Raw genomic sequence first — 23,134 nt, forward strand, 5'->3', positions numbered from 1 at the left:
CCAGCGACTAACGTGCTTTTAAAAAATGGTGGTAAAGGGCGGGTTCGAACCGCCGACACACGGATTTTCAGTCCGTTGCTCTACCAACTGAGCTACTTCACCATTTTTTGTCCCGCTACTACGTGTGTTTTGGGACTGCAAAAGTAGTAGCATAAAGCGCCAAAAGCAATACCTGAGGCAATATTTTTTAAAAAACTTTTTAAAATAAGCCGAAACCGCCTGTGGATCACCCGCTTGAGGTCACAAATTTAAAACTTGCTGAAGCAGAACTATCGGCTTATGTTTGTAGCCAGTACTCGTAATTCCGACAATGAATCACCGCTATACTTGAATCCTATTCAACCAAGTAGTTCCACGTATAGAATTGTAGAAAATTAAGTCATGAACATTATTATTCCCATGGCAGGGATGGGTAAGCGGATGCGGCCTCACACCCTCAGTATCCCGAAGCCCCTGATTCCCATTGCCGGAAAACCCATTGTACAAAGGCTCGTAGAAGACATTGCCAAAGTATGTGGTACCCCCATCGATGAAATAGCCTTTGTCATTGGTGATTTTGGTGAAGAAGTAGAGCAACGCTTACTGGCCATTGCCGAGTCAGTCGGAGCAAAAGGCCGTATTTGTTATCAGAATGAACCCCTTGGAACGGCTCACGCCATTTTATGCGGGGCTGAAAGTCTGAAAGGAAATGTCATTGTTGCGTACGCCGATACCCTGTTTAGGGCCGATTTCAAGTTAGAGACCGATCAGGACGCCATCATCTGGGTACAGGCGGTGGAAGACCCGAGTGCCTTTGGGGTAGCTCAGGTAAACGAAGCGGGCGAAATCATCGGTTTTGTGGAGAAACCGCAAACCTTCGTCTCTGATCTGGCGATCATCGGTATTTATTATTTCAAAGACGGTGAGAACCTTCGCCAGGAATTACAATACCTGGTGGATCACAATATCAAAGTTTCCGGTGAGTATCAGCTGACGGATGCCATTGAAAATATGCGTCGCAAAGGCCTGAAGTTTGTACCGGGTCAGGTGCAGGAATGGCTGGATTGCGGCAACAAACAGGCCACGGTAGAAACCAATCGCCGTTACCTGGAATTTGTCCGCGACCAGAACCTCATTCACGAATCCGTAAAGCTGATCAACTCGGTGGTCATTCCGCCCGTATTCGTAGGTGAAAATGCCGTCATTGAAAATACGGTACTTGGTCCCCACGTTTCCGTGGGTAAAAAGACGAGCGTGAAGGATTCCGTGATCCGCAATTCCATTGTGCAGGAAAATACGGTGATCGAAAGTGTCAACCTAGAAAATTCCATGGTGGGCAACTTCGTTCACTTAACCAGTAAAGCCGCTGATTTGAGTGTCGGCGATTATAACTCGATTACGGTTTAAGCAAACCACGCAGCCGTTCGTATCTGCTTAGAAATGACGGGCGTAGCTTTAGAGCGAGCCTGTGTTTGTATACTTTCAGTACCCTCAGGCGTTTTTTTGTGGGTATTGAAAGTATTAATTTTTGCTTTCAATTCGTTGAAATCCAGTAAATTGTAAAAGTAAAACGCTCCGAAGGTTATTTTTTCGCAATCCTGAGCCCACTGACAGCCTCTATGAAAGCAGTTGCCCTAGCCGTATTGATGGCTTTTTTGGCCGGGCCTACGATTGCCCAGCAAAAAAAGAAAAAAGAAGCACCTACGGCGGAGCAAATCGCCGAGGCAGAACGCGTATTCGCGGAAGGGATGAAGTTTTTTGTGCAGGATGATTTCGAACAAGCTATTCCTGCCTTCCAAAAGTCCCTGGAAATGTCGCCGGAAAACGCCGGGGTCAGTTATTCCCTGGCCAAAGCCTACGATAAAAAGGGAGATACGGACAAGGCCATGCCACACGCCGAAAAGGCCTTTCTGCTCAGCCCCGAAAATAAATTCGCCACTACCTTATTGGCCGATATTTACGAGAAAAAACACAAGTTTGCCGAGGCCGCTAAGCTGTATCAACTGCTGGCGACGCGGTACCCCGAAAATACGGAATACGCCATTGAATTAGCCTCGCTGTACTTACAGCAGGATCAGTATGCCGAAGCGCTGAAGGCGTACGACAAGGTCGAAAAAACGCTGGGACTTTCGGAAGAAATTACCCAGCAAAAGCAGATGGTACTGCTCAAGCAGGGCAAAGTAAACGAAGCGATCAAGGAAGGCGAGCGACTCATCAATTCCGATCCTTCGGAAGTAGAATACCTGGTGGATCAGGCCGAACTGCTCATGACGCATGACCGTTCGGAACAGGCCATTCCCGTCCTCGAAAAAATCCTCCAGCTTCGCTCCGACAATGCTCAGGCTCACATTATGCTGGCGGAGCTCTACCGCAAGAAAGGCGATTTAAAACGCTGTAATGAAGAATTAGGCAAAGCCTTTGCCGACCCTTCACTCGATGCCACGACGAAAGCCCGCGTATTGACGAGCTACATGGCCATGTTGCCGCAGGAGAGTCAGAACGAGGATGTACTGGCCTTCGCCCGCAGTCTGGTGCAAAGTCATCCGGAGCAGTCCCAGGGACACGTCATTCTCGGTGATTTACTGGCTCAACGCAATGACAAAGCCGCCGCCCGGGATAGTTACGCCAAAGCGGTTCGATTGGATGGCTCGCTTAACGAAGTCTGGCAACGCGTTATTCAACTCGACGGCGACCTTAACCAGATGGATAGCGTCGTTACGCATGCCGAACAAGCACTGGAAGTATTTCCTAATCAGGCCGTATTCTGGTACGCCAGTGGCTCGGCTAACCTGGCAAAAAAGCAGTATAAAAAAGCGGTGGATGCCCTGGAAGAAGCCCGACGTCTTTCGAGCGATACGAAGTTACTGACCTTCATTCACGCCCAACTAGGCGATGCGTACAATGCGATGGGTAAGTTCGAAGCTTCGGACGGAGCCTACGAAGACGCGCTGAAAATTGACGCGAATAATGAGCATGTCTTAAACAATTACGGTTATTTTTTGTCTCTGCGTAAGGTTAAACTCGATAAGGCTACCGAAATGACGAGCCGTCTTGTGAAACTGTTCCCGCAGAACGCCACGTATCTGGATACCCATGCCTGGGTGTATTTTGCGCGCGGTGATTATGCCATGGCCCGTACGTTTCTGGAAAAAGCCGTCAAACTCGACGCTTCCAATGGAACCATCTGGGAACATTACGGTGACGTACTCTTTCAGTTAAACGAGAAAGAGAAAGCGTTGGAACAGTGGAAGAAGGCCAAAAGCCTGGGCGTAGCTTCGGAGCGAATCGAAAAGAAAATATCCACCGGATCGCTGTAAGGTAGTAAATACATTGGCAAGACCGGGTGAGCCAGGGAAAGACCGCACTTGTAACGATTGACCATGAAGCATTGGTTTGTATCTCTTTTTTTAGGAATAGTTCTGAGTACGACGGTAAGTTGTAAGCGGCAGAAAACGCGTAAATCAGTTCCGATGGCCCGCGTCGATTCGGCCAGCGGCCCTACGGAAGTTACGAAGCTGCCTACAATCCGAACACCGGAAGCAACCAGCGAGAAAGTAGCCATTGATGAGGTCGATTTTACGTATCTGGTGGCTCGTTCCAAAGTATCTTTCCGTTCCAAAGCAGACGGTATCGATAATGCCGATTTAACGCTCCGCATGAAGAAAGACAGCCTGATCTGGTTCACCGCCGGTCAGTTTGGCATTACCGGAGCCCGGGGGCGGATCACGCGGGATTCGGTAACGATTGTCGATGTGCTGCACCGGAGTTATACGCAACTGAGCTTCCCCCAACTCAGTGCCCGTCTGGGTATTGAAGTCAGTTATGATCTCCTGCAATCCATTATCATTGGCAGTATGCCCTGGAAAACCCAGATCGAACAAATTCAGAAAGACAGTAGTACCCATGTCCTGCGGCAACGTTCGGGACCTGTACAAATCGCCAATTATCTCAATCCGGCTACTCGTAAAATTGTACAGGTAGAAGCTTCGGAAGGCTCCCGTCACTTACTTTTGTCATTCCAGGATTTCACGACCATTGAACGTTTTCTGTTTCCGCTGAGTAGTACCCTGACCCTGGAAGGAAAAACCGGAACGGGATCGCCGCAGCAAACCGTTGTGGAACTCCGGCACCGCAAAGTGGAGCTGACGAATCAGGTTCAAACCTTTCCCTTTAGTATTCCCTCGCGATATACGCGTAACTAGCCAAGCCGTAATTAATTCATAGTAGTGGTTCAACTTTTGCTTTTTCACATTTTGCGTATTTTCCCAACCTTCTCTTTGGTTAAGCGAATCATACAGCCAAAGCTGATAGGGCTGGGCCTTTTACTTTTTCTGGTCGGTTTTCAGCCCGTACTGGCTCAGCGGGGAAAAAAGAAAACGCCCACGCGTCAGCAGTCCGCTGCTGGAAAAGCAAAAGCGAAACAGGCTCCCGCAAAGGCTAAAAAACCGACGAAACCCCAGCCAGCTCCGAAAAAAACAACGACGCAAAGACCCTCGTCCCGGCGTACCTCGCGAGCCGAAACGGAGGATACCGAAGTCTCCTTACGACAAAGCCGTCAGCAACTCGAAGCCGAAAAACGCCGAAATCAGGAGCGTATTACGGAAATCAACCGGGTACTCAACCAGACCGCCAGCAAAAAAACGGCTACGCTGACCGAACTCAAGGCCCTTAATAGCAAGATCGAAACCAAGTCCAAACAGATTGATCTGCTTTCCCAGGATTTGAACCTGTTGAATCAGGAAATGCGTGGCCTAGCGGTACAGTCCGGTAAACTAGCCCGCGATCTAAAAAACCTGAAGCGGGAGTACGCCTCGATGGTATACGCGGCTTCCAAGACGGCCAACACCTATAATAAGCTGAGTTTTCTTTTTTCGGCCAACAGCTTCAATTCTCTGGTGATGCGCTACCAATACCTGCGTCAGTACACGGAAGCCCGCGAAACGCAGGCCCGGCACATTGAGCAGGTACGCGGTGAACTCGCTACCAAGCAGCAAACCATCAAGTACAAGCAGGTTCGGAAAACCGACGTCTTGCAGGCTCAAGTAACGGAAACCAAGACCCTGGAGGTTACCAAGGAACGGCAAGCTGCTGTAGCGAGTGAACTAAGCAAGCAGGAAACCACGCTGAAAGGAGAGCTGAGCGAGCGTACCAAGGCCGTCAACCGACTCGATAATGCCATCGCGAATGTGATTGAGCGGGAAATTCAGCGGGCTGCCCGTGAGCGAGAAGAGCGACTCCGGCGGGAACGCATAGCCCGCGAGCAGGCTGAGCGGCAGGAAGCCGCCGCCAAAGCCCGAGCCGAAGCCATTGCCAAAGCCCGGGCGGATGCGGCCGCCAAAGCCGCCAAAGCGGAAACGCCCGAAAAAGCGAAAGAAATTATTAAAGAAGCCGAGGAAGAAGTCGCGAAAACGCCCGAAATACGGCCAGCTGAACCCACCCGGGCTAGTATTGGAGCGGCTCCAGAAGCGGAAGCCGGAGCATCGTTCGGCTCTTCGCGGGGGCGGTTGCCCTGGCCGGTTCGTTCCGGCTACATTTCCGAGCACTTCGGTCTGAATTCTCCCATGCCGGGTATTACGACCCGTAACCTAGGAGTGGATATTGCTACCAACGTTGGTGAGCCCGTTCGGGCCGTATACGAAGGCATCGTACGCAACGTCATGTCCGTACCGGGTATGGGAACCGTAATTACCGTACAGCACGGCGAATACTTTACCATCTACGCCAAGCTGGCTAGTGCCTCGGTATCTGAGGGGCATCGGGTAAAAGCTCGGGAAGTGATTGGAACAGCGTTGTCGGATCGAAACGGCGGAGCGGAAATCAACTTCCAGATCTGGAAAGGTCGCGGTAAGATGAATCCGGAAGGTTGGCTGGCAGGAAAGTAATCCAGTTTATGCGTATACAAACAAAGAAAAAGCCGCCCGTGGATACCGTGGGCGGCTTTTTCACTAGGTGGAAGTAATTACTTTTTAGAACCTCCTTCCAGTTCTTCTATTAGTTTTTCCAGTATTTTGGATTCCGTATTTGGAAAATCTGCGTCTTCACGAACACTCGTACTGGAAGGTTCTTCATCGTTACCTTCTTGATTATCTTTGGGCTGAGGGTCAGGAGTAGCCGAATTACTCCAGAGATTTGTTGAGTTCATAAGGATTCGCTTTACTACTGCTTACAATACATTAAAAAAGTATTCCTTTGGGGAAAAAGCTACCCGTCTTTGCCAGAAAAACGTACTTAAAGGTTTTACCTGAAAATCCATTAGTAGTTAAGACGACACTCAGGATCGTTGGTCAAGTCCATGTAGGCTTAAAAAGCGAATCATCTCTGCGTAGGGCACCATTCCGCTACAGGTTATTTTGAATAATTTTTGAATTATTTGTACCTTTTTTATGATTTTTGCAATAGTTTATTCCGCTATATCCTAGACCAAGCTTAGTAATGAAAAGACGGCTTCTTCATACTGATGAAAATCTGCTGTTGTTACTTCGTCAGAGCAACGCTCAAGCGTTTGAAGAAATTTACAATCGCTATTGGTCGAAACTATATAGTCAAGCCTATAAACGCTTAAAATTTAGAGACAGTACGGAAGAAGTCATTCAGGAGCTATTCGCCGATTTATGGGAAAGACGAGCCGAATTACTGATCACTTCTTCCCTCGAAGCGTATTTAAGAACGGCGGTGAAATATCTAGTCCTCAATTATTTCCAGCGGGAAGAAGTTCGTCATCGGTACTTAGCCTATTACCAGCAAAATAAGGCTACGGAGACCTCTTGTACGGAAGAAGAATTGGCCTTCAATGAATTAGAAAATGTCCTGCAGCAACACGTTGCGTACTTGCCTCCTCAAAGTAAAAGAGTCTATGAGCTGAGCAGACAGCATCACCTGACGATTCCAGAGATTGCTCAGCAATTAAATATTTCCGAGAAAACCGCTGAAAATCACTTAGGTAGGGCGCTCAGAGCCTTGCGTAGCTCCCTGCGAGAATACGTCAGTGTCTTCGTTTTATTTATTTTCTCATAAAATTTTAAATTTTTCAGGGATAGGCTTGGGGGTAAAACCGGCGTTGACACACTTAGTACATAGAAGATCAACTTGTACTTTCGCTGTCTAGGTATGAAGCCACTCTTACCCGTTGCGTTACTAGAAAAATATACCGCTGGAAAAGCTTCTCCCGAGGAACGGGAGCAGGTGGAACGATGGTATGAGTCCTTCGAGTCTGATAAAGATGTATCCGACTCCTGGCGTGCACCCGAACGGGAAGAAATAAAAAAGGAACTATACCGTAACATTACCGCACAAGTCGGCCTCGATAAGGAGCGTTCCCTCTTCGACTGGAAACGAGCCATCGCTATCGCTTCTGGAATTGTCCTGGTTCTGTCCTTGGGTTTCTACGTCTGGAAGCGAGAAATGACGGACTCGCAACCGATGGTTTACGAGAATCCAACGAGAGAATTGAAGCGACTCACGTTGCCCGACCAATCCCAACTATGTCTGTATCCGGGTGCACGTGTCAACTTAGACAAAGATTTTGGCGATGATACCCGCTCCTTAACCTTAACGGGGATTGCCTTCTTTCAGGTCCAGCGTGATGAGCGTCGTCCTTTTATCATTCATAGCAAAGGACTGGTAACGCAGGTGCTGGGAACCAGCTTTCTGATTGATGCAAATCCGACTTCGCGTAGGGTAGAGGTTTCGGTGCTTACGGGGAAAGTACGGGTGAAGGAGGAACAGTCGAAAAACTATATTGTTCTCTTACCTAAACAGAAAGCCTACTATCAAAAGGGGGAAGAGACCAAAGTATATGAAACGTCAGAACGAGACCCTTCGAACGTTTGGGAGAAAGGCGATTTCGTGTTCGTAGATACGCCCTTGACTACGATTACGAAGGCTTTAACCCAGCGATTTGGCGTTGTATTCGAGGTAGAAGACGAAAAAATTTATCAATGCCAGCTTTCTGCTCATTTCACCCATCAAAATTTACCTGATATCCTGGAAATGATCAGCAAATCACTCAACATTTCATACGAGCTTAACCAGAACCGAGTCATCGTTAAAGGTCAGGGTTGTTCCCTATAGTGGCAGAGTCCTCTTTTCAGGTAGTATACGCTATTTTCTAAAAAGAAGAAGGGTGGTACCAGCACCCTTCTTCACCTCCCGCATCACTCTAACCGAGTGACAGGGAGCTTATTGACTCAATTCACCCTAAATCTATGAAGCAAAATCTCCTTATTTCACCATTCGTTGGAAAAATTATGCGGATCGCACGCATGCAGCTTTTCTTCTTACTTCTGGTCAGCATCGGGAAAGCAGAAGTAACCCATGCTCAGCCTGAAATTGAAAAAATAATTTCCGTAAACTGGTCCAATGTTACCCTGAAACAAGCGATTCAATCGCTGGAAAAACGGGCTTCGTTGCATTTTGTCTATAGTCAAAATGTCATTGCACTGGATCAGAAAGTGAACCTGGTCAGCAAACGTGAAAAGGTAAAAAACATTCTGGATCGCTTGCTTATCCCCTTGCAAATCAAGTATGAAGTCATCCATGGAAACATTGTACTGAGTCGGGTTCTGTCCTCAACCGTGACTACACCCGCTTCAGTGCTGGCTATGTCGGTCCAGGAACGAGGGGCTCCTTTGCCATCCGTAGCGTTTCAACCTATCCCGGACCGGATCGTTCGTGGACAGATTACCTCTGAAACGGGCGAGGCCTTACCCGGCGTCAATGTCATGGTGAAGGGTACGACCGTGGGCGTCAATACCAATAACGATGGGAACTACCAGTTGTCGGTACCGGAGGGTTCATCCGCCATTTTAGTAATAACCTCCATCGGCTATCTCAAACAGGAAATTCCGCTGGGCAGTCAAACACTGGTGAACGTGCAGCTTAAACCCGATGAAAAAGCCTTACAGGAGGTCGTGGTCGTGGGGTATGGTGAACAAAAGAAGGTAAGCTTCACCGGATCAGAGTCCATCATCACGACGCGTGAATTGAAGCAAAGCCCAACGGCTCTGCTGAGTAATGCCTTGGGCGGACGTATGGCAGGGCTGGTTACGGTGCAGCGTTCGGGGGAGCCCGGCTACGATGGGGCCAACATTTGGATCCGGGGCCTGGGTACCTTTGGCTCGAACCAGTCGCCTTTAGTACTCGTCGATGGGGTAGAACGGGATTTCAACAACATTGACCCGCACGAAGTCGAGAGCTTTACCATTCTCAAAGATGCCTCGGCTACAGCCGTGTTTGGGGTACGAGGGGCCAATGGTGTGGTGTTGGTAAACACGCGTAAGGGGACGGGGGGTAAGCCCAAGGTATCGTTTACCGTAGAAAAAGGGTTTTTAAGTCCGACTCGTTTGCCCGAATATGTAGATGGATACACCTACGCTACGCTGTATAATGAAGCGAACCGGAATGCTGACTTACCCCTGCCTTTTACCGACGAAGTATTGCAGAAAATTAAAGACCAGAGCGACCCCTTAAGGTACCCTAACGTAGACTGGATGAAGCTCATGAAGCGGTCGGCGGGTCAGGAGCACGTGAACCTTAATATTTCGGGTGGAAACACAACGGTACGGTACTTCGTCTCTACGTCCTATTTCCATGACAAAGGTTTTTTTATTGAAGATCCCCGCAACGCCTATTCAACCAATCTGGGCCGCCGTCGCTTCAATTTGAGAACCAATGTCGATATCAATCTTAGTAAAGATCTGGAGTTGAGCATTGGCATTACGGGCATTACGGAAAACCGGAATTTTCCCGGAACCGGTACGCAGGAGATTTTCAACCTGATGAATAAAGCAACCCCGATTCTGTATCCGATGGTGTATCCGAATGGACGTATACCTGGTACCGTTGCTTCTGCCCAGCAAAATCCGTACGGCCGACTGACGCAAACCGGCTACGCAACCGAGTTCAGAGGAACTACGCAGGGAACCTTTGGACTGAAGTATAATCTCGGCCGATTGACGAAAGGCCTGAGTGCGATGGGGCGTTTTGCCTTTGATAGCTATAGTAGTAATAATATCGGTCGTAAGAAAAACTTTGAAACGTGGCTGGTTTCTGCCGAGAATGACCCCACTACGGGCGAGCCAATCTACAATCTGACGGCCGAAGGAGATAAGTTTTTAGGCTACAGTATTGATACCTGGGGTGAAAGCCGCAGTTACCTGGAAGCAAGCCTGAATTACAATCGCAGTTTTGGAAGGCATGACGTGGGCGGGATGCTTCTCTACAATCAGGGTGGCCGGCAGGCTACGGCTGGTTCAGCCATTGGTTCGTTGCCGTATCGACGGATGGGCCTGGTCGGAAGAGCAACCTACGGCTGGAAAGAGCGGTATTTTGCCGAAATTAACTTTGGCTATAATGGTTCAGAAAACTTTCCACGGGGTAAGCGATTTGGCTTGTTTCCGGCTTTCTCCGGCGGATGGGTCGTTTCGGATGAACCGTTCTTCAAGAATAACGTGCCCTTTATTTCACTCCTGAAACTGAAAGGCTCGTATGGGATTGTAGGCAATGACCAGATCAACGACCAGCGGTTTATGTACCTGACTACCCTAAAAACAACCGATGGATACCTGTTTGGAACCGAGTTCAATAATGGAATCGGAGGCATTATGGAAGATGCCATTGGTAATGCCAATATCACCTGGGAGACTTCTCGCAAGTCGAATATAGGCATGGAACTGCGTGCGATGAAAGACCGAATCTCCCTGATGCTTGACTTTTTTCGGGAGCACCGCACCAATATTCTTACCCAACGAGGAACGGTACCCGACCTGTTAGGAATCCAGTCGCTGCCCTACGCGAATATCGGCATTGTCAACAATAAAGGCATTGATGCGACCCTGACGTATCGCACGTCGATCGGACCCGTCCGAATGGATCTGAAGGGAACGTATACGTTTGCCCGCAATCGTATTATTCATAACGACGAACCTACACGCCGCTATGATTATCTGCGTCGGACGGGCCAGCGAATTGGTCAGCCTTTTGGCCTGGAGGCTATCGGGATTTTTAGTAGTCAGGAAGAAATCAATAACAGTCCCAAACAGGTTTTCAACTCGACGGTGGTTCCGGGTGATGTCAAGTACCGGGATACGAATAACGATGGAACCATAGATATCTATGATGAAAAGCCCATTGGGTATTCTAACATTCCTGAGATGGTTTACGGCTTTGGAGGGACCTTCACGTATCAAGGGTTTGACTTATCCCTTCTATTCCAGGGCGTAGGTAATGTATCCGTGTTTCGCAACTACGAGGGCTATATTCCTTTTGCTCAGGGCCAATTTGGGAATGTCCTGCGGGTAGCTTTAGACCGCTGGACAACGGAAAATCCCAATCCGAACGCTTCTTTCCCGAGACTGTACCCCGGAAATAATGACAACAACTATCGCAACAGTACCTTCTGGCAAATCAATGGTAACTATTTACGCCTGAAAAACGCCCAGCTCGGCTACACAATTCCGAAACTCTGGGCTCAACGGATCAAGGCTGACAATATCCGGCTATATGTGAATGGCCTGAACTTGCTGCTGTGGGATCGTATCAAACTGTATGACCCGGAGAGCGGCGACGGTGCCGGGAAATATCCGCCGTCACGCGTCATCAACATGGGTCTTAATGTGAACTTCTAAGATTATTAATGTATGAAAAAGATAGTAGTACGATTCCTGATGCTGGTTGCCGTTAGCCTATTCTCTTCCTGCGAAAAGTACCTGGACAAAGCTCCCGATGAGCTTTTATCGCTGGAAGTCACGTTCGCCAATCGTCAATACACGGAGAACTTCCTGTATCGCATTTACGCGTATTTACCCAGCTATAACTTCTGGACGGATCTTCCGTATAATGGCTTGGCCGATGATACAGACATCACCTGGAATCGCAGCAATTATCCCAGCTACGATATGAATTTAGGTAACTGGAATCCAACCACGGGCCTGGTGACGAACCTTTGGAAAAATTACTATCAGTCGTTCCGGCAAATTGCCATTTTCCTGGATAATGTCGATAAAGCTCCGATTTCTACGCAGAACAAGACGCTCTACAAGGCTGAAGCCAAGTTCCTAAGAGCCTATTACTACATGAATCTGGTTCAATTGTACGGGCCGGTTCCGCTGATTCTAGATCAGGTATCCTTTGAGTCCAGTACCTTCAATATCCCTCGTAATACGTTCGACGAGTGTGTGACCCAAATTTTGAAAGACCTCGACGAGGCCGCCACCGATTTGCCCCTGAAACATGAGAACATCTGGGCTGGTAAACCTACCAAAGGAACGGCTCTGGCCATGAAAGCCCGCATCCTGCTCTGGGCTGCCAGTCCACTAGTCAACGGAAATCCTGACCTGGCTGGACTGGTGAATCGCGACGGGAAAGCATTATTTCCTACGGCTTACAATAAAGAGCGGTGGCAATTGGCCAAGGCAGCCAGTAAGGCCGTGATCGATCTTGGTATTTATCATCTGTATACCGTACTGGATGACAAAGGAGCCGTCAAGCCCGTGGATTCCTACAAAGGATTGTTTATCAGCCAGTATGCCAATGAAGAAATGATCTGGGGACGGAATCTGGACGGAGGTAACTCACTGGTACTGGATCGACACTGTATGTTACGCAGCAAAGGCGGATGGAATGGCGTAGCAGTTACCCAAAAGTCAGTCGATGCATATGAAATGGCGAATGGAAAAGCCATCACGGAGCCGGGCTCGGGCTACGTGGAAACGGGTTTCTCCCAACAGGCTACGACTTACGCCCCCAAAGGAACCTGGAACATGTACGTGGGTCGTGAGCCTCGTTTCTACGTAACGGTCAATTACTCCGGAGCACCCTGGTGGGACAATACCAAAGCGGAATTCTTTTACAAAGGAAAAGACGGCAAGGAAGTGGGCCGGGATGATCATTCCCGGACGGGTTATCTGCTGCGTAAATTCATAGACCCTGTCAGTGATCCGATCGCCAACCGGAACCGGGCGAAACTATTCCCCTACATTCGACTCGCTGATATTTATTTGATGTACGCCGAGGCTTCGAATGAACTGGAAGGGCCAACCGCTGATGCCATCGGGTACGTGAATAAAATCCGTTCAAGAGCGGGGCTTCCGGCGCTAGCCTCCGGTCTTTCGCAAACCGAGTTTCGGAAGAAAATTCAGCATGAACGGGCGATTGAACTGGCCAGCGAACAGTTACGCTATTTCGATTTACGTCGCTGGAAACAGGCCTCGGAGCTAAAGGGAAGTTTTGAGGGTATGTCCGTTGATTTAGGCGCCAGTGCAACCGACGAAAGTTTCTTCAAACGAACCGTTTTTGAAACCAGAGTTTTTGAAAATAAGCACTACTGGTGGCCCATACCCCAAAGTGAAGTGGATAAAAATCAGGCGATGGTTCAAAACCCCGGCTGGTAAGGAAGGTTCTTTCGTTACGCTTCCATTCCGTAAGAAAATTAACCAGTGCTCGCAGACCACCTACGCTCCTTCAGGGCGGGTGGTCTGCCTGGTTTTAGGAAGTTACCCCGCCAGTTTAGTCAGCAACGCCCTGCCTTAGCGTTTGTTTAAAGTCTTAGACTCCAAGGCTTTGAAAAACTTTTCCCGGTACGTTTCACCCAAAGGAATCGCCGTTTTTTTATCCAGAAATACTTCGTTGCCTTCAATATACTGGAGGCGATCCAGAGCGATCAGATAGCTTCGGTGAATCCGCATGAAGCGGCGTTCGGGCAGGCGTTCTTCCACTTCTTTCATGGTCAGTAGGGTGACCACGCGGCCCTGGTCCGTGTAGATGCTCACATAGTTGCCCAGTCCTTCCACGTACTGAATGTCGGAAAGCGTAATCCGCTGGGTACGGTTATCGGCTTTAACGAAAATGTAATCTTCCTCGGCGGGTTGCGTAGGTACGGTAGGGGTGGGTGGCGTCAGGGGTGAACGCTGGTCGAGTGCTTTCTGGGCGGCTTTGAGGAACCGGTCAAACGCTACGGGTTTGAGCAGGTAATCGACTACGTTGTATTCGTACCCCTCCAGCGCGTACTGACTATAAGCCGTAGTCAGGATTACTTTAGCCCGACCGTTGAGTACCTTGATGAAATCCAGCCCTGAAAGCTCCGGCATGTGGATGTCGAGAAAAATCAGGTCAATAGGTTCGCTGTATACTTTTTGCAGCGCTTCAATCGGCCCGAGGCAACGCCCCGCCAGCTTCAGGAAAGGCGTCTGATTGACATAATGCGTCAGAATGTCGAGCGCAGCGGGCTCGTCGTCGACCAGCAGGCAGTTTAATGGATGCATTAGAGTTGGATTTGAAGTTCAGCGGTGTACGCCTGAGGCTGATCGTGTAAGTTCAGCGTATAGCGGGAAGGGTAAGCCAGTTCGAGTCGCCTGCGAATATTATCCAGCCCAATACCCGTCGATTCTTCCTTCGGCCCTTGCCGTTTTTTGTTATGAACGAAGAAGGAAAGCGTTTCGAAATCAATGCGTAAGATAATCTGTAAAGGAAAACCTGGGTCGTGTAACTCGCCGTATTTGAACGCATTTTCTACAAAAGTGATCAAAAGCAGCGGCATGATGCGACGAAAGGCGGGACTGCCTTCCACTGTAAACTGTACCTGTAGGCGATTGGCGAACCGTAATTGATTGAAATCCACAAAATTCTGCAGGTGCCGTACTTCTTGTTCCAGGGGTACTTTCGCTTCGGATTCCTGCAAGCCATACCGCATGATTTCCGAAAGCAACAACGTCGCCCGGGATAGATTTTCGGACAAAGGCAGAGCCTGAGCGTACAAAAAGTTGAGACTGTTGAAGAGAAAGTGCGGGTTAATCTGATAGCGGAGGGTCTGAAGTTTCGCCGCGGTGACTTCATTTTCGAGTTGTTGCTGGCGTTGGATTTCCCTTTGCCGTTCTTCACTCAAGAGACGGAGCTTCTGCTGATCCCGTACGGCCTGTAGGGCATAGCCATAAATAAAGCTGATCAGAATGGGATAGGCTTCGCTCGACAAGGTACGGGCCATACCATAGCCGGTAAGCTTGGCCACGGAAATCGTACGAAAGTCCGCTGGGTTGGCCAACACGTTAATGCCGTCCAGGTACGGCGGCCAGCCTGCTTTCACGGCGATACCAAAGAGGATGCCTTTCAGTATGGCCGAAATTACCCCAATGCCTAAGGCACTAACTACGGCCACAATCAACCGATTTTGGGATAAAAAACGGAAACTGCTGCGTAGGCAGAGGTAAAAGGCCGCTACCGTTGGAACCAGCAGGAGCAGTTCCATGGGCAGATAAAACGTTTTTCGAAAGAAATCAAACAGATTGGAAAGGAGCAAATAGGCTACCCAGCCCAGCAGGTGACCCATGGCCAGACGGCTGGTTTTTGACGGTTGTATCCACTGTTTCAGCCGTTTGGAAAACAGTGGTAGGGGCTGCCTGCCCCGTTGATACCAAAGACTCAATGCCGTAAAAATTAGTCCTTCCCCTAGGGTCAAGCCTAGATTCAGCAGGATCCCGACGATCTGAGGTAGCACGGGAGCAAAGGCCGGGTTGCTTTCCATCAACCCATCCCTGAAGCCCCGCTGGGTATCGGAATTCGTGGAAAGGAGCCGATCGACCGGTGTATACGCCAACAGGAACCAGGAACGGAATAGGGTCCAGATTCCGAGCAGCAGGAGCGTAGCCAGCAGAAACTCCGCCCGTTTGCGTTGCTGCCAGTAGGGCAGACAAACGTAATATTGACTGGCAAACAACAGCACACCTGAGCTAATGAACACCAGAGCGTAGGTCCGTACGTACGTAGCTCCGTCGGCGGTGATCAATCCATAAAACACCAGCCCGTACAGACCAAACGCCACGATGAGTCCTAACCACTTCGGCAACGCTTTTATAAACAGGGGCATACGATAGGATTTCAGAGGAAATCAAAAGTACGCAGAAAAGCAGTGGTCGGCGGATGTGTAGGATCAATCCCCCGCCTAGATGGATGAATCCCCGTAGTCCTGGTACGAACCCTACTGCACTGGACGAACCCCCGATTCAGCGGGACGAAGCCTTTTACTCGGCTCAAGCCCGCTTCGTCACGGCGTAGGCGGGCTTAGTCATCTTCATTTCTCTGAGCCCCCAAGAGTGGCCAATTTTGGATCATCAATCACACACAAACCATCCAAAAATCATGAACACTGCACTTCGCATGAAATTAGCCACGGCTGTACTGACCCTTCAAATCTTGGTAAAACTGGTTCAGGGTAGCCAAAAACTAGCCACCCTGGACTTCGGAAAATTTACGGATAAGTCCATCTGGTACAACCTCGGGTACTGGGGAGCAACCAGCGTTTTGAATGTCGTTTTCCCGGCCCTTTTGCTGTTCGTACTGGTAATAACGCTGGTACAGGCCTTCCGTAAACCCACGATCCTCTAAACCCAGGACCTACGCATGAAAACGCTGTCCCTTTCCTCGTACACCTTTAAAACGGCCCCTGCAGGCTTTCGTTCCTGTTCTTGTTTCAGTGATAGGCGTATGAAAATGGACCGTTCGCTCCAACGCTATTTCGTTTACTTCTTAAGCTATGCGCTATTGATGCAGAGCATTGGCGTAGGCCTGGAAGTCGTGTATCCCTGGCTGAAAGGCCATTCCTGGTCGGAGGCCTGGGCTTCGTATGCCGGAATCAGTAAAACTCTGGCGATTGCCATCCCGGCCGCGTGGGCCTACGTTCAAAAGAACAATCCCCGGCGAAGTAGCCGGGGATTGTAAGAAAAAATTAAATCGCCATCTCAGCGGATTCCGGCAAGGGTTTTCCCTCGGCCGGGTCCACTTTTCCAAACCACTTCATCCGTACTCTTTCGTTGATGTAGTACAGACAGGGCACCACGATCAGCGTTAGTACCGTCGAGAAAATAACCCCGTAGATGATCGTCCAGGCCAGGATATTCCAGAATACGGCACTATCCCCACCAATCACAATATGCGGGTTGAAATCGCTGAAGAAGCTAGCAAAATCTACCGTCAGACCAATGGCCAGCGGAATCAGACCCAGAATTACCGCCGAAGCCGTGAGCAGTACAGGCGTCATCCGAATACCGCCGGCTTCAATGATCGCTTGCCGGAGCGGGAAGCCCCGTTGCCGAAGCTCTTCGGTAAATTCAATCAACAGGATACCGTTTTTAATCACGATCCCCGCCAGAGCGAAAATTCCCACGCCCGACATGATTACCGAAAACGTCTGGTTGAAAATCGTAAAGCCCAGCAGTACGCCAATCAGCGAGAGCAGAATGGTACTGAAAATGATGACGGGCTTAACGGCCGAGTTAAACTGCGTGGCCAGTACCAGATAAATCAGCAGAATGGCTCCCAGAAACGCACCGCCCAGAAAGTTGGAGGTTTCGGCCTGAGCTTCCTGTTCACCGCCCAGAGCCATCGTATAGCCGTTGGGCAATTCCATCTGGTTAATCACCTGTTGGAGCTGAACGTTGATTTCGTTGGCGTTAGCTCCGGGAACTACGTCCGAACTCAGCGTAATGACCCGCTCCTGATTTTTTCGGTTAATCTGGCTGAACGTGGTGGAGTAGCTGATGTTGGCTACCGACGATAGCGGTACCTGCCGCAGTTGGCCACCCAGGTTCATGTCGCGGTATACCACGTCCTGACTCAGCAAGCGTTCGATCTGACTGCGGTCGTCGGGCTTCAGGCGAAGCATGATCGGATACTCATCTTTCGCATCCCGGAACTTGCTGATTTCTAAACCAAACAAGGCCGTACGGATGGCTCCGGCAATCTGCTGGGAACTGATGCCTTCGCGTTGGGCCTTGGTCCGGTCAATCTGTACGATGATTTCGGGTTTGTTGGTAATCAGGTCGGATTTCAGCTGATCGATTCCCGTAATGCCCGATTCCTTGAGCTTCTGCCGAAATTCCTTTTCAATCTTCATCAGCGGCTCGAATTCATCGCCGGCAATTTCTACCTGAATGGGTTTCCCCGTTTGCGGTCCGTTCTGCTCGCGTTCCACCGAGATTTCCGTACCCGGAATGCCCTGCATGGCGTTGCGTACTTTTTCCAGAATCGCCTGCGAAGAGATATCCCCGCGGTCGGTACTTTTCACAAACGCAACGGTCACTTTCGATTTATGCGGCGTATCCGAACGGTCGGGGTTGAAGGGATCTCCCGCATTCTTACCCACGTTGGAAATAACGGAGTTCACGGCTTTCGTGGCCTGATTATCCGCCAGAATCTTGAAGACCCGCCGCTCGATTTCCTTCGTGACGCTATCGGTTACGACGGCATCCGTACCTACTGGCATCACGTTGTAGATGTAGATGTAATCGGGTTCGCCGCTGGGGAAAAAGACCACTTTAGGTTGCCGAATCGCCGTAGCGACGATCGCCACAATCAACAAGCTGAAGGCCGCGACAACGGCCAATACGGGACGCCAGCCCTGAATCACCCAGCTGACCAGTCGCCGATAGCCATGCTGTAGTTTCGGCAGGATGTTTTCCTGGAAAGGTACCAGAATCCGCGGCGTCAGGATGAAATGATTGAAATAGTACAGCAGCAGCAGGAACACGAAAAAGTTACCCACACCCCGGTTGATCAAATAGCCCACCAGTGCCAGGGCCAGCATAGCAAACGTGGGTTTGCGAAGTTCTTGCCAGTGTTGTTTCTGTACGTGCTCGCCGTGCTGCTCGTCGTGCCGGGTCATGAAGCTTACCGCAAAGACGGGGTTCATCACGTAGGCAACGAATAACGAAGCAAAGAGCGTAATGATGAGCGTGATGGGCAGGAATTTCATGAATTCACCCACGATGCCCGGCCAGAATAACAGCGGAAAGAAGGGAGCAATCGTCGTGAGTGTACCCGAAAGTACGGGTACGAATACTTCACCGGCGGCGGCTTTTACGGCCTGCTTGATGTCCCAGTCCTTATGCTGATTGAAGAGGCGGTGGGTGTTTTCAATCACTACGATGGCATCATCCACCACGATCCCTAAGCCGAGCAAAAACGCGAAGAGTACAAGCGTATTCAGCGTAAAGGCCGAGCCAATCAGCGGACCTACGAGCGGGAAGCAAACAAACGCAACCAGCGTCGAAAGCGGTACCGAAAGTCCCACAAAAATGGCATCCCGAACGCCCATGAAGAACATCAGAACCAGTACCACGAAAATGAAACCGAGGATGACGGTATTGATGAGATCGTGAATGTCGGCTTTGGTTCGCTCGGACTGATCCGCGGTAATCTGTACCTTCAAACCCGCCGGAAAACGATCCTGTTTGTACTCTTCGATGATCTTTTCGATGCCTTCGGAAGCGGAGATCAGGTTCGTTCCGGCTCGTTTGATTACGTTGAGCGTAACGACCGCCTTGTTGTCAAGACGGGCGAAATCCTGCCGTTCTTCGTAGCTGTCCTCTACGTCAGCTACATCGCCCAAACGAACCGTTGCTCCCGTAGACGTGCGAATCTGTAACTCCCGCATTTGGGCTACGTCGGTAAATTCACCCTTCACGCGAAGCGTACGCCGCACGTTATCCACATTCAACTCGCCGCCCGAAATGTTGATGTTTTCACCCTGAACGGCCTGCTGAATGTCATAAAAGCTCAATCCCGTGGATCGCATGCGGGGCAAGTCCACATTGATCTGAATTTCCCGCTCCAAGGCTCCGACAATATCCACGCGGCTGATTTCGGGCAGGCCTTCCATGGCATCCTGCAAGTCCTCGGCGTAATCCTTGAGTTTCTGCAGGGGGAAATTACCCGCCAGGTTGACGTTCATGATCGGGAACTCCGAAAACTCGACGTTCTGAGCCGTCGGTCCGGCGTCGAGTTCGGCGGGTAAATCCTGTTTCGATTTGTCGATGGCGTCGCGTACTCGTTGGAGGGCGACTTCCGAATTCACTTCCGGCAAAAATTCCACCAGAATGACCGACACATCATTCAAGGCATTCGACTTGACTGACTTGACCCCCGAAAGCGACTTCAACTGCTTCTCGATGGGTTTATTGATGAGGTTTTCAATATCCGCCGGAGCCGTACCGAAGTAGACCGTATTGATGTACACCTGCGGAACCTTGATGTCCGGGAACTGCTCCTTGGGCAGGTTCGTGTACACCAGAAACCCCGCCAGCGTAATGATGACCGTGAAGATGTATACGGTCGTTCGGTTTTCTACGCACCAGTTGGTAAAACCGAGGGTTTTGTATTCTTCAAATTTCATTGCTTGGATGGTTGAGAGAACGCGGGTACAAGCCCCGCGTTTCGTTAGTAACTAACCGCTTGTCCGTCCGTTAACTCCTGGTAGCCCACCGTGATGAGGGCATCACCGGCTTGCAGGCCTTCCGTAATTTCGATCTTCCCATTGTAGCTCAAGCCCGTTTTCACGGGCCGGGCTTTGGCTACTTTCCGGTTGCCTTCGGTAATGGCCACGTATACGATCTGACCGTTTTCGGTATTCTGAATCAGGTTCTGGTCAATCACCAGTGCATTGGTCTTCGTAACATCATTGATGAGTACCTGGGCCAGCATATTGGGTTTGAGTTCCTTACTGGGGGGGAGGGTTGCTTCAATGGTGAAGGTTCGCGAGAGGGGATCTACCGTAGTGGCAACGAAGCTGAGTTTTGCTTTCATTTCTTTGTTCAGATCCGGAAGCTTGATGGTCACGGCGTCGCCCCGGCGAATGTTGGCGGCGTAGGTGTCGGCCACTTTCGCCATTACTTTCAGACTGCTCAAATTGACCACGCGGAGTATACTTACCCCCGGCGTTGCCATCATGCCCACTTTACCATCGACTTGATCGACCGTACCAGCGATGGGAGAAGTAACCTTCGACTGATTCAGTTGTACCTGCAGTGTCGCAATCCGTTTTTCCAGGGCTTCCTTGTTGTTTTTAGCCTGGAGATACTGAATCTCCGTACCGATCTGCTGATCCCAGAGGCGTTTCTGTTTTTCGTACAGGGTACTGGCCAGCGAAAGCTGGTTTTTGGTTTCTTCCACGGATTCCCGCAGAATGGCATCGTCGATTTTAGCCAGCGGCGTTCCCACGCTGACGGCATCGCCTTCCTTGACGTAAATGGCTTTGATAACACCCGAAGCCTGGGGACTTACCTGCACGTTGTTCTTGGCATCCACCGTACCCTGCACCTCAATCAAGTGTTCGAAGGTACTGGGTTGCAAAGGCGTTACCGAAACGGCCTTCACTTTGGTTTCTTCCGCTTTTTTGGGGTCAAGCTTGGCAATTTCACCCTCCAGCGTTTTAATCTGGCCCGTTAGCTCGGCCTGTTTTTGCTTTAATTCAGCCAGTTCGGCTCTTTTGCCTTCCAGCCCTTCTTTTTTTTGGGAACAGGCAACAACGAAGAGGGAAATAGCAAGTAAGTATGTGACTTTCATGAGAATCGTTTCCGTGTGTAAAGAGATGAATTGAGTCCGTTATTCGGTGTACAGTTTACCCGCTGCTTTGTCCAAGTCAACTTTGGCGACCAAAGCGTTGTACAGGGCGGTGTAGTAATTCGTCTGAGACTCCCGGAAGCTGGCTTCGGCATTGATAACTTCAATGTTGGAACCTACACCCTCCCGGTACTTGATTTGCGTAACTCGCAGTACTTCCTGAGCCAGATCGAGATTCTTTTGTTGCTCCCCTAGCGTAAACCAGTAGTTGCGAAGCTGTACTTCCGACTGACTGAGTTGCAAGTCGATGCTCTGCTCGAGAAGTTTCATACTGTTATCAATCTTCAGAAGGTTACTGCGGGACTGGGAAAGCTTGTACCGTCGCGTAAACCCATCGAATACGGGTACATTGATGGCAAAGCCAATCGAACCAGCATCCAGCCAGGGGCGGGTAACAAAGCGGGCAATGGTTTGCCGACCGTTGTAAAAGCCGTAATTCCCCGTCAACGAAAGCGTAGGCCATAAACTGCGGCTGACATTCTTGACGTCAAGTACCTGCAGCTGGCGTTGCGTTTCCAAGGTTGAATACTCAATGCGGTCCGCGTATTGAAACGGTTTCTTGACGTGCTGAATCATCGCTTCGCTGAATTCCGTTTTGGCCAGCTTTTCGCTTAAGGCCATCGGTTGATCCAGTGGGTAACCCATTTGGTACTTGAGTAGCAGGTAGGCCAGATCCTGTAATCGCTGCACATTCTGTTGTTCCGTAACGAGGTTATTTCGCTGGACTTCAATTCGTTGTACGTCGATTTTTTCAACGAGGCCTTCCACGTTCGAAGCCCGCGTATCTCGCAGCAGGGTATCCAGTCGGTGCACGTTTACTTCCAGCAAATTCAGCCGCTCTTCGTTGACGAGTACGGAATAGTATGCTTTCGTTACGTTTTCAGCAATGGTGATCTTGCTGGCCGTCAGGTTCTTGTTCGCCAGCTCGGTATACACCTTGGCAGCTTTTAGACCCAGCAGATACGAACTGCTGAACAACAGCCAGTTCAGATTGGCGACTGCATTGGAATTGTACCGAACGCCACCTAAAGCCAGGGCCAGTTCTTCATCGCCCGGCAGAGCGGGTTCCCCGGGGATGAAGCTCATCCCCGGAGGCATAAAGAAAGGCTGAGGTTTGATGGTATGCGAAAGCCCAAGGGCCACGCTGGCCTGGGGTAGACCCGTGGCTTTGATTTCGCCGATACGAGCCTGAGCGATCGCTACATCCAGTTGGGTATTGGAAACATTGCGATTGTTTTTGACCCCGTAATCAACAGCCTCTTTGAGGGTGAAGGTTTGCTGGCACAAACCCGTAAAACTGACAATGAAGCTACACCAAAGCGTGCCCCATCGGATCAGAATGAGTGTTTTCATGGGATATGGTTGTGTTGAACGTATTTCGGTTAGGTACCGAAACACGACGTAAGCGTTGAATCCTGAAGGATTCTTTGATGAATCGTACTCCGAAGATGATAGGTCCGGGGATGAAACCGGATAGGGGCGATGGATGCACAGCCCCCGGGTTCTTACAAGCTCATACTCGTAGGGAGAGGAATCGTTGATTGGTTAAGAATAGGCCGAACTGGAACGGCTCAAAGCTACGAAGTTTTTTTCAGGATGAGAAGACTTCGCCGAAGCGGACGCAGCATAACAATCATGGGATCATAGAGTTAAGGAGATGAGAGGTCAAAAGTCAGATTAGTGACTTTATCAACCTATACTTTTAGGATAGAGGGACGAATTTTCGTGATGAACTACCGGACCGTGCTAGACCTCACGCAGCGATTCGTCA

16 protein-coding genes and 1 tRNA gene are annotated in these 23,134 nt (G+C 49.9%); 10 read left to right on the forward strand and 7 right to left on the reverse strand.

Going from position 1 to position 23,134, the window contains the following annotated elements:
• Positions 1–26: 26 nt before the first annotated feature.
• Positions 27–102, reverse strand: a tRNA-Phe gene (locus C5O19_RS18175).
• 279 nt (positions 103–381) lie between these two features.
• Here C5O19_RS18175 and C5O19_RS18180 point away from each other — a divergent pair.
• The 4 genes from C5O19_RS18180 to C5O19_RS18195 all read left to right on the forward strand — a co-directional run bounded on the left by C5O19_RS18180 (position 382) and on the right by C5O19_RS18195 (position 5,861).
• Positions 382–1,386 (forward strand): sugar phosphate nucleotidyltransferase, encoded by a 1,005-nt coding sequence (locus C5O19_RS18180; RefSeq protein WP_104714805.1) that lies wholly within the window; start codon positions 382–384, stop codon positions 1,384–1,386.
• Positions 1,387–1,598: 212 nt separating this feature from the next.
• A complete protein-coding gene (locus C5O19_RS18185; RefSeq protein WP_104714806.1) occupies positions 1,599–3,296 on the forward strand; it encodes a tetratricopeptide repeat protein in 1,698 nt (565 codons plus the stop codon).
• A 153-nt stretch (positions 3,297–3,449) separates the two neighbouring features.
• Positions 3,450–4,181, forward strand: a complete 732-nt coding sequence (locus C5O19_RS18190) for a DUF4292 domain-containing protein (RefSeq protein ID WP_165796059.1) — start codon at positions 3,450–3,452, stop codon at positions 4,179–4,181.
• Positions 4,182–4,256: 75 nt separating this feature from the next.
• Positions 4,257–5,861 (forward strand): murein hydrolase activator EnvC family protein, encoded by a 1,605-nt coding sequence (locus C5O19_RS18195; protein WP_104714808.1) that lies wholly within the window; start codon positions 4,257–4,259, stop codon positions 5,859–5,861.
• Positions 5,862–5,938: 77 nt separating this feature from the next.
• On the opposite strand, the gene C5O19_RS18200 is transcribed toward C5O19_RS18195, so the two are convergent.
• Complete coding sequence (locus tag C5O19_RS18200) at positions 5,939–6,121, reverse strand: hypothetical protein (RefSeq protein ID WP_094814866.1); 183 nt, start codon at positions 6,119–6,121, stop codon at positions 5,939–5,941.
• Positions 6,122–6,411: 290 nt separating this feature from the next.
• Between C5O19_RS18200 and C5O19_RS18205 the strand changes: the two genes are divergently transcribed.
• The 4 genes from C5O19_RS18205 to C5O19_RS18220 all read left to right on the forward strand — a co-directional run bounded on the left by C5O19_RS18205 (position 6,412) and on the right by C5O19_RS18220 (position 13,367).
• Entirely contained in the window at positions 6,412–6,993 is a 582-nt protein-coding gene (locus C5O19_RS18205; protein WP_104714809.1) for an RNA polymerase sigma-70 factor, read from the forward strand.
• Between the two features lie 93 nt (positions 6,994–7,086).
• Positions 7,087–8,049 (forward strand): FecR family protein, encoded by a 963-nt coding sequence (locus C5O19_RS18210; protein ID WP_104714810.1) that lies wholly within the window; start codon positions 7,087–7,089, stop codon positions 8,047–8,049.
• 176 nt (positions 8,050–8,225) lie between these two features.
• Complete coding sequence (locus C5O19_RS18215) at positions 8,226–11,603, forward strand: SusC/RagA family TonB-linked outer membrane protein (protein ID WP_165796060.1); 3,378 nt, start codon at positions 8,226–8,228, stop codon at positions 11,601–11,603.
• A 12-nt stretch (positions 11,604–11,615) separates the two neighbouring features.
• Positions 11,616–13,367 (forward strand): RagB/SusD family nutrient uptake outer membrane protein, encoded by a 1,752-nt coding sequence (locus C5O19_RS18220; protein ID WP_104714812.1) that lies wholly within the window; start codon positions 11,616–11,618, stop codon positions 13,365–13,367.
• A 135-nt stretch (positions 13,368–13,502) separates the two neighbouring features.
• On the opposite strand, the gene C5O19_RS18225 is transcribed toward C5O19_RS18220, so the two are convergent.
• Entirely contained in the window at positions 13,503–14,237 is a 735-nt protein-coding gene (locus C5O19_RS18225; protein WP_104714813.1) for a LytR/AlgR family response regulator transcription factor, read from the reverse strand.
• Positions 14,237–15,835, reverse strand: a complete 1,599-nt coding sequence (locus tag C5O19_RS18230) for a sensor histidine kinase (protein WP_104714814.1) — start codon at positions 15,833–15,835, stop codon at positions 14,237–14,239. Before C5O19_RS18230 ends, C5O19_RS18225 begins: the two co-directional genes overlap by 1 nt.
• A 272-nt stretch (positions 15,836–16,107) precedes the next feature.
• Between C5O19_RS18230 and C5O19_RS18235 the strand changes: the two genes are divergently transcribed.
• Entirely contained in the window at positions 16,108–16,353 is a 246-nt protein-coding gene (locus C5O19_RS18235) for a hypothetical protein (RefSeq protein ID WP_133163390.1), read from the forward strand.
• Between the two features lie 105 nt (positions 16,354–16,458).
• Positions 16,459–16,686: a hypothetical protein gene (locus C5O19_RS18240; RefSeq protein WP_165796061.1), complete on the forward strand. Its 228-nt coding sequence runs from the start codon at positions 16,459–16,461 to the stop codon at positions 16,684–16,686.
• Positions 16,687–16,693: 7 nt separating this feature from the next.
• On the opposite strand, the gene C5O19_RS18245 is transcribed toward C5O19_RS18240, so the two are convergent.
• Genes C5O19_RS18245 through C5O19_RS18255 form a run of 3 tightly spaced genes read right to left on the reverse strand, consistent with a single transcriptional unit; the run spans position 16,694 to position 22,716 of the window.
• Positions 16,694–20,137: an efflux RND transporter permease subunit gene (locus C5O19_RS18245; RefSeq protein ID WP_104714817.1), complete on the reverse strand. Its 3,444-nt coding sequence runs from the start codon at positions 20,135–20,137 to the stop codon at positions 16,694–16,696.
• 44 nt (positions 20,138–20,181) lie between these two features.
• Positions 20,182–21,306 carry an efflux RND transporter periplasmic adaptor subunit gene (locus tag C5O19_RS18250; protein ID WP_104714818.1) on the reverse strand — a complete coding sequence of 375 codons (1,125 nt, stop codon included), beginning with the start codon at positions 21,304–21,306 and terminating at the stop codon, positions 20,182–20,184.
• Positions 21,307–21,345: 39 nt separating this feature from the next.
• Entirely contained in the window at positions 21,346–22,716 is a 1,371-nt protein-coding gene (locus C5O19_RS18255) for a TolC family protein (protein ID WP_104714819.1), read from the reverse strand.
• Positions 22,717–23,134 lie beyond the last annotated feature (418 nt).

The sequence above is a fragment of the Siphonobacter curvatus genome (assembly GCF_002943425.1).
GTDB classification, from domain to species: Bacteria; Bacteroidota; Bacteroidia; order Cytophagales; family Spirosomataceae; genus Siphonobacter; species Siphonobacter curvatus.

What these genes read in the sequence shown, in the direction of transcription:
- C5O19_RS18180 (WP_104714805.1), top strand. Translation starts at nt 382, where the DNA reads ATGAACATTATTATTCCCATGGCAGGGATGGGTAAGCGGATGCGGCCT.
- C5O19_RS18185 (WP_104714806.1), top strand. Translation starts at nt 1,599, where the DNA reads ATGAAAGCAGTTGCCCTAGCCGTATTGATGGCTTTTTTGGCCGGGCCT.
- C5O19_RS18190 (WP_165796059.1), top strand. Translation starts at nt 3,450, where the DNA reads ATGGCCCGCGTCGATTCGGCCAGCGGCCCTACGGAAGTTACGAAGCTG.
- C5O19_RS18200 (WP_094814866.1), bottom strand. Translation starts at nt 6,121, where the DNA reads ATGAACTCAACAAATCTCTGGAGTAATTCGGCTACTCCTGACCCTCAG.
- C5O19_RS18205 (WP_104714809.1), top strand. Translation starts at nt 6,412, where the DNA reads ATGAAAAGACGGCTTCTTCATACTGATGAAAATCTGCTGTTGTTACTT.
- C5O19_RS18210 (WP_104714810.1), top strand. Translation starts at nt 7,087, where the DNA reads ATGAAGCCACTCTTACCCGTTGCGTTACTAGAAAAATATACCGCTGGA.
- C5O19_RS18215 (WP_165796060.1), top strand. Translation starts at nt 8,226, where the DNA reads ATGCGGATCGCACGCATGCAGCTTTTCTTCTTACTTCTGGTCAGCATC.
- C5O19_RS18220 (WP_104714812.1), top strand. Translation starts at nt 11,616, where the DNA reads ATGAAAAAGATAGTAGTACGATTCCTGATGCTGGTTGCCGTTAGCCTA.
- C5O19_RS18225 (WP_104714813.1), bottom strand. Translation starts at nt 14,237, where the DNA reads ATGCATCCATTAAACTGCCTGCTGGTCGACGACGAGCCCGCTGCGCTC.
- C5O19_RS18230 (WP_104714814.1), bottom strand. Translation starts at nt 15,835, where the DNA reads ATGCCCCTGTTTATAAAAGCGTTGCCGAAGTGGTTAGGACTCATCGTG.
- C5O19_RS18235 (WP_133163390.1), top strand. Translation starts at nt 16,108, where the DNA reads ATGAACACTGCACTTCGCATGAAATTAGCCACGGCTGTACTGACCCTT.
- C5O19_RS18240 (WP_165796061.1), top strand. Translation starts at nt 16,459, where the DNA reads ATGGACCGTTCGCTCCAACGCTATTTCGTTTACTTCTTAAGCTATGCG.
- C5O19_RS18245 (WP_104714817.1), bottom strand. Translation starts at nt 20,137, where the DNA reads ATGAAATTTGAAGAATACAAAACCCTCGGTTTTACCAACTGGTGCGTA.
- C5O19_RS18250 (WP_104714818.1), bottom strand. Translation starts at nt 21,306, where the DNA reads ATGAAAGTCACATACTTACTTGCTATTTCCCTCTTCGTTGTTGCCTGT.
- C5O19_RS18255 (WP_104714819.1), bottom strand. Translation starts at nt 22,716, where the DNA reads ATGAAAACACTCATTCTGATCCGATGGGGCACGCTTTGGTGTAGCTTC.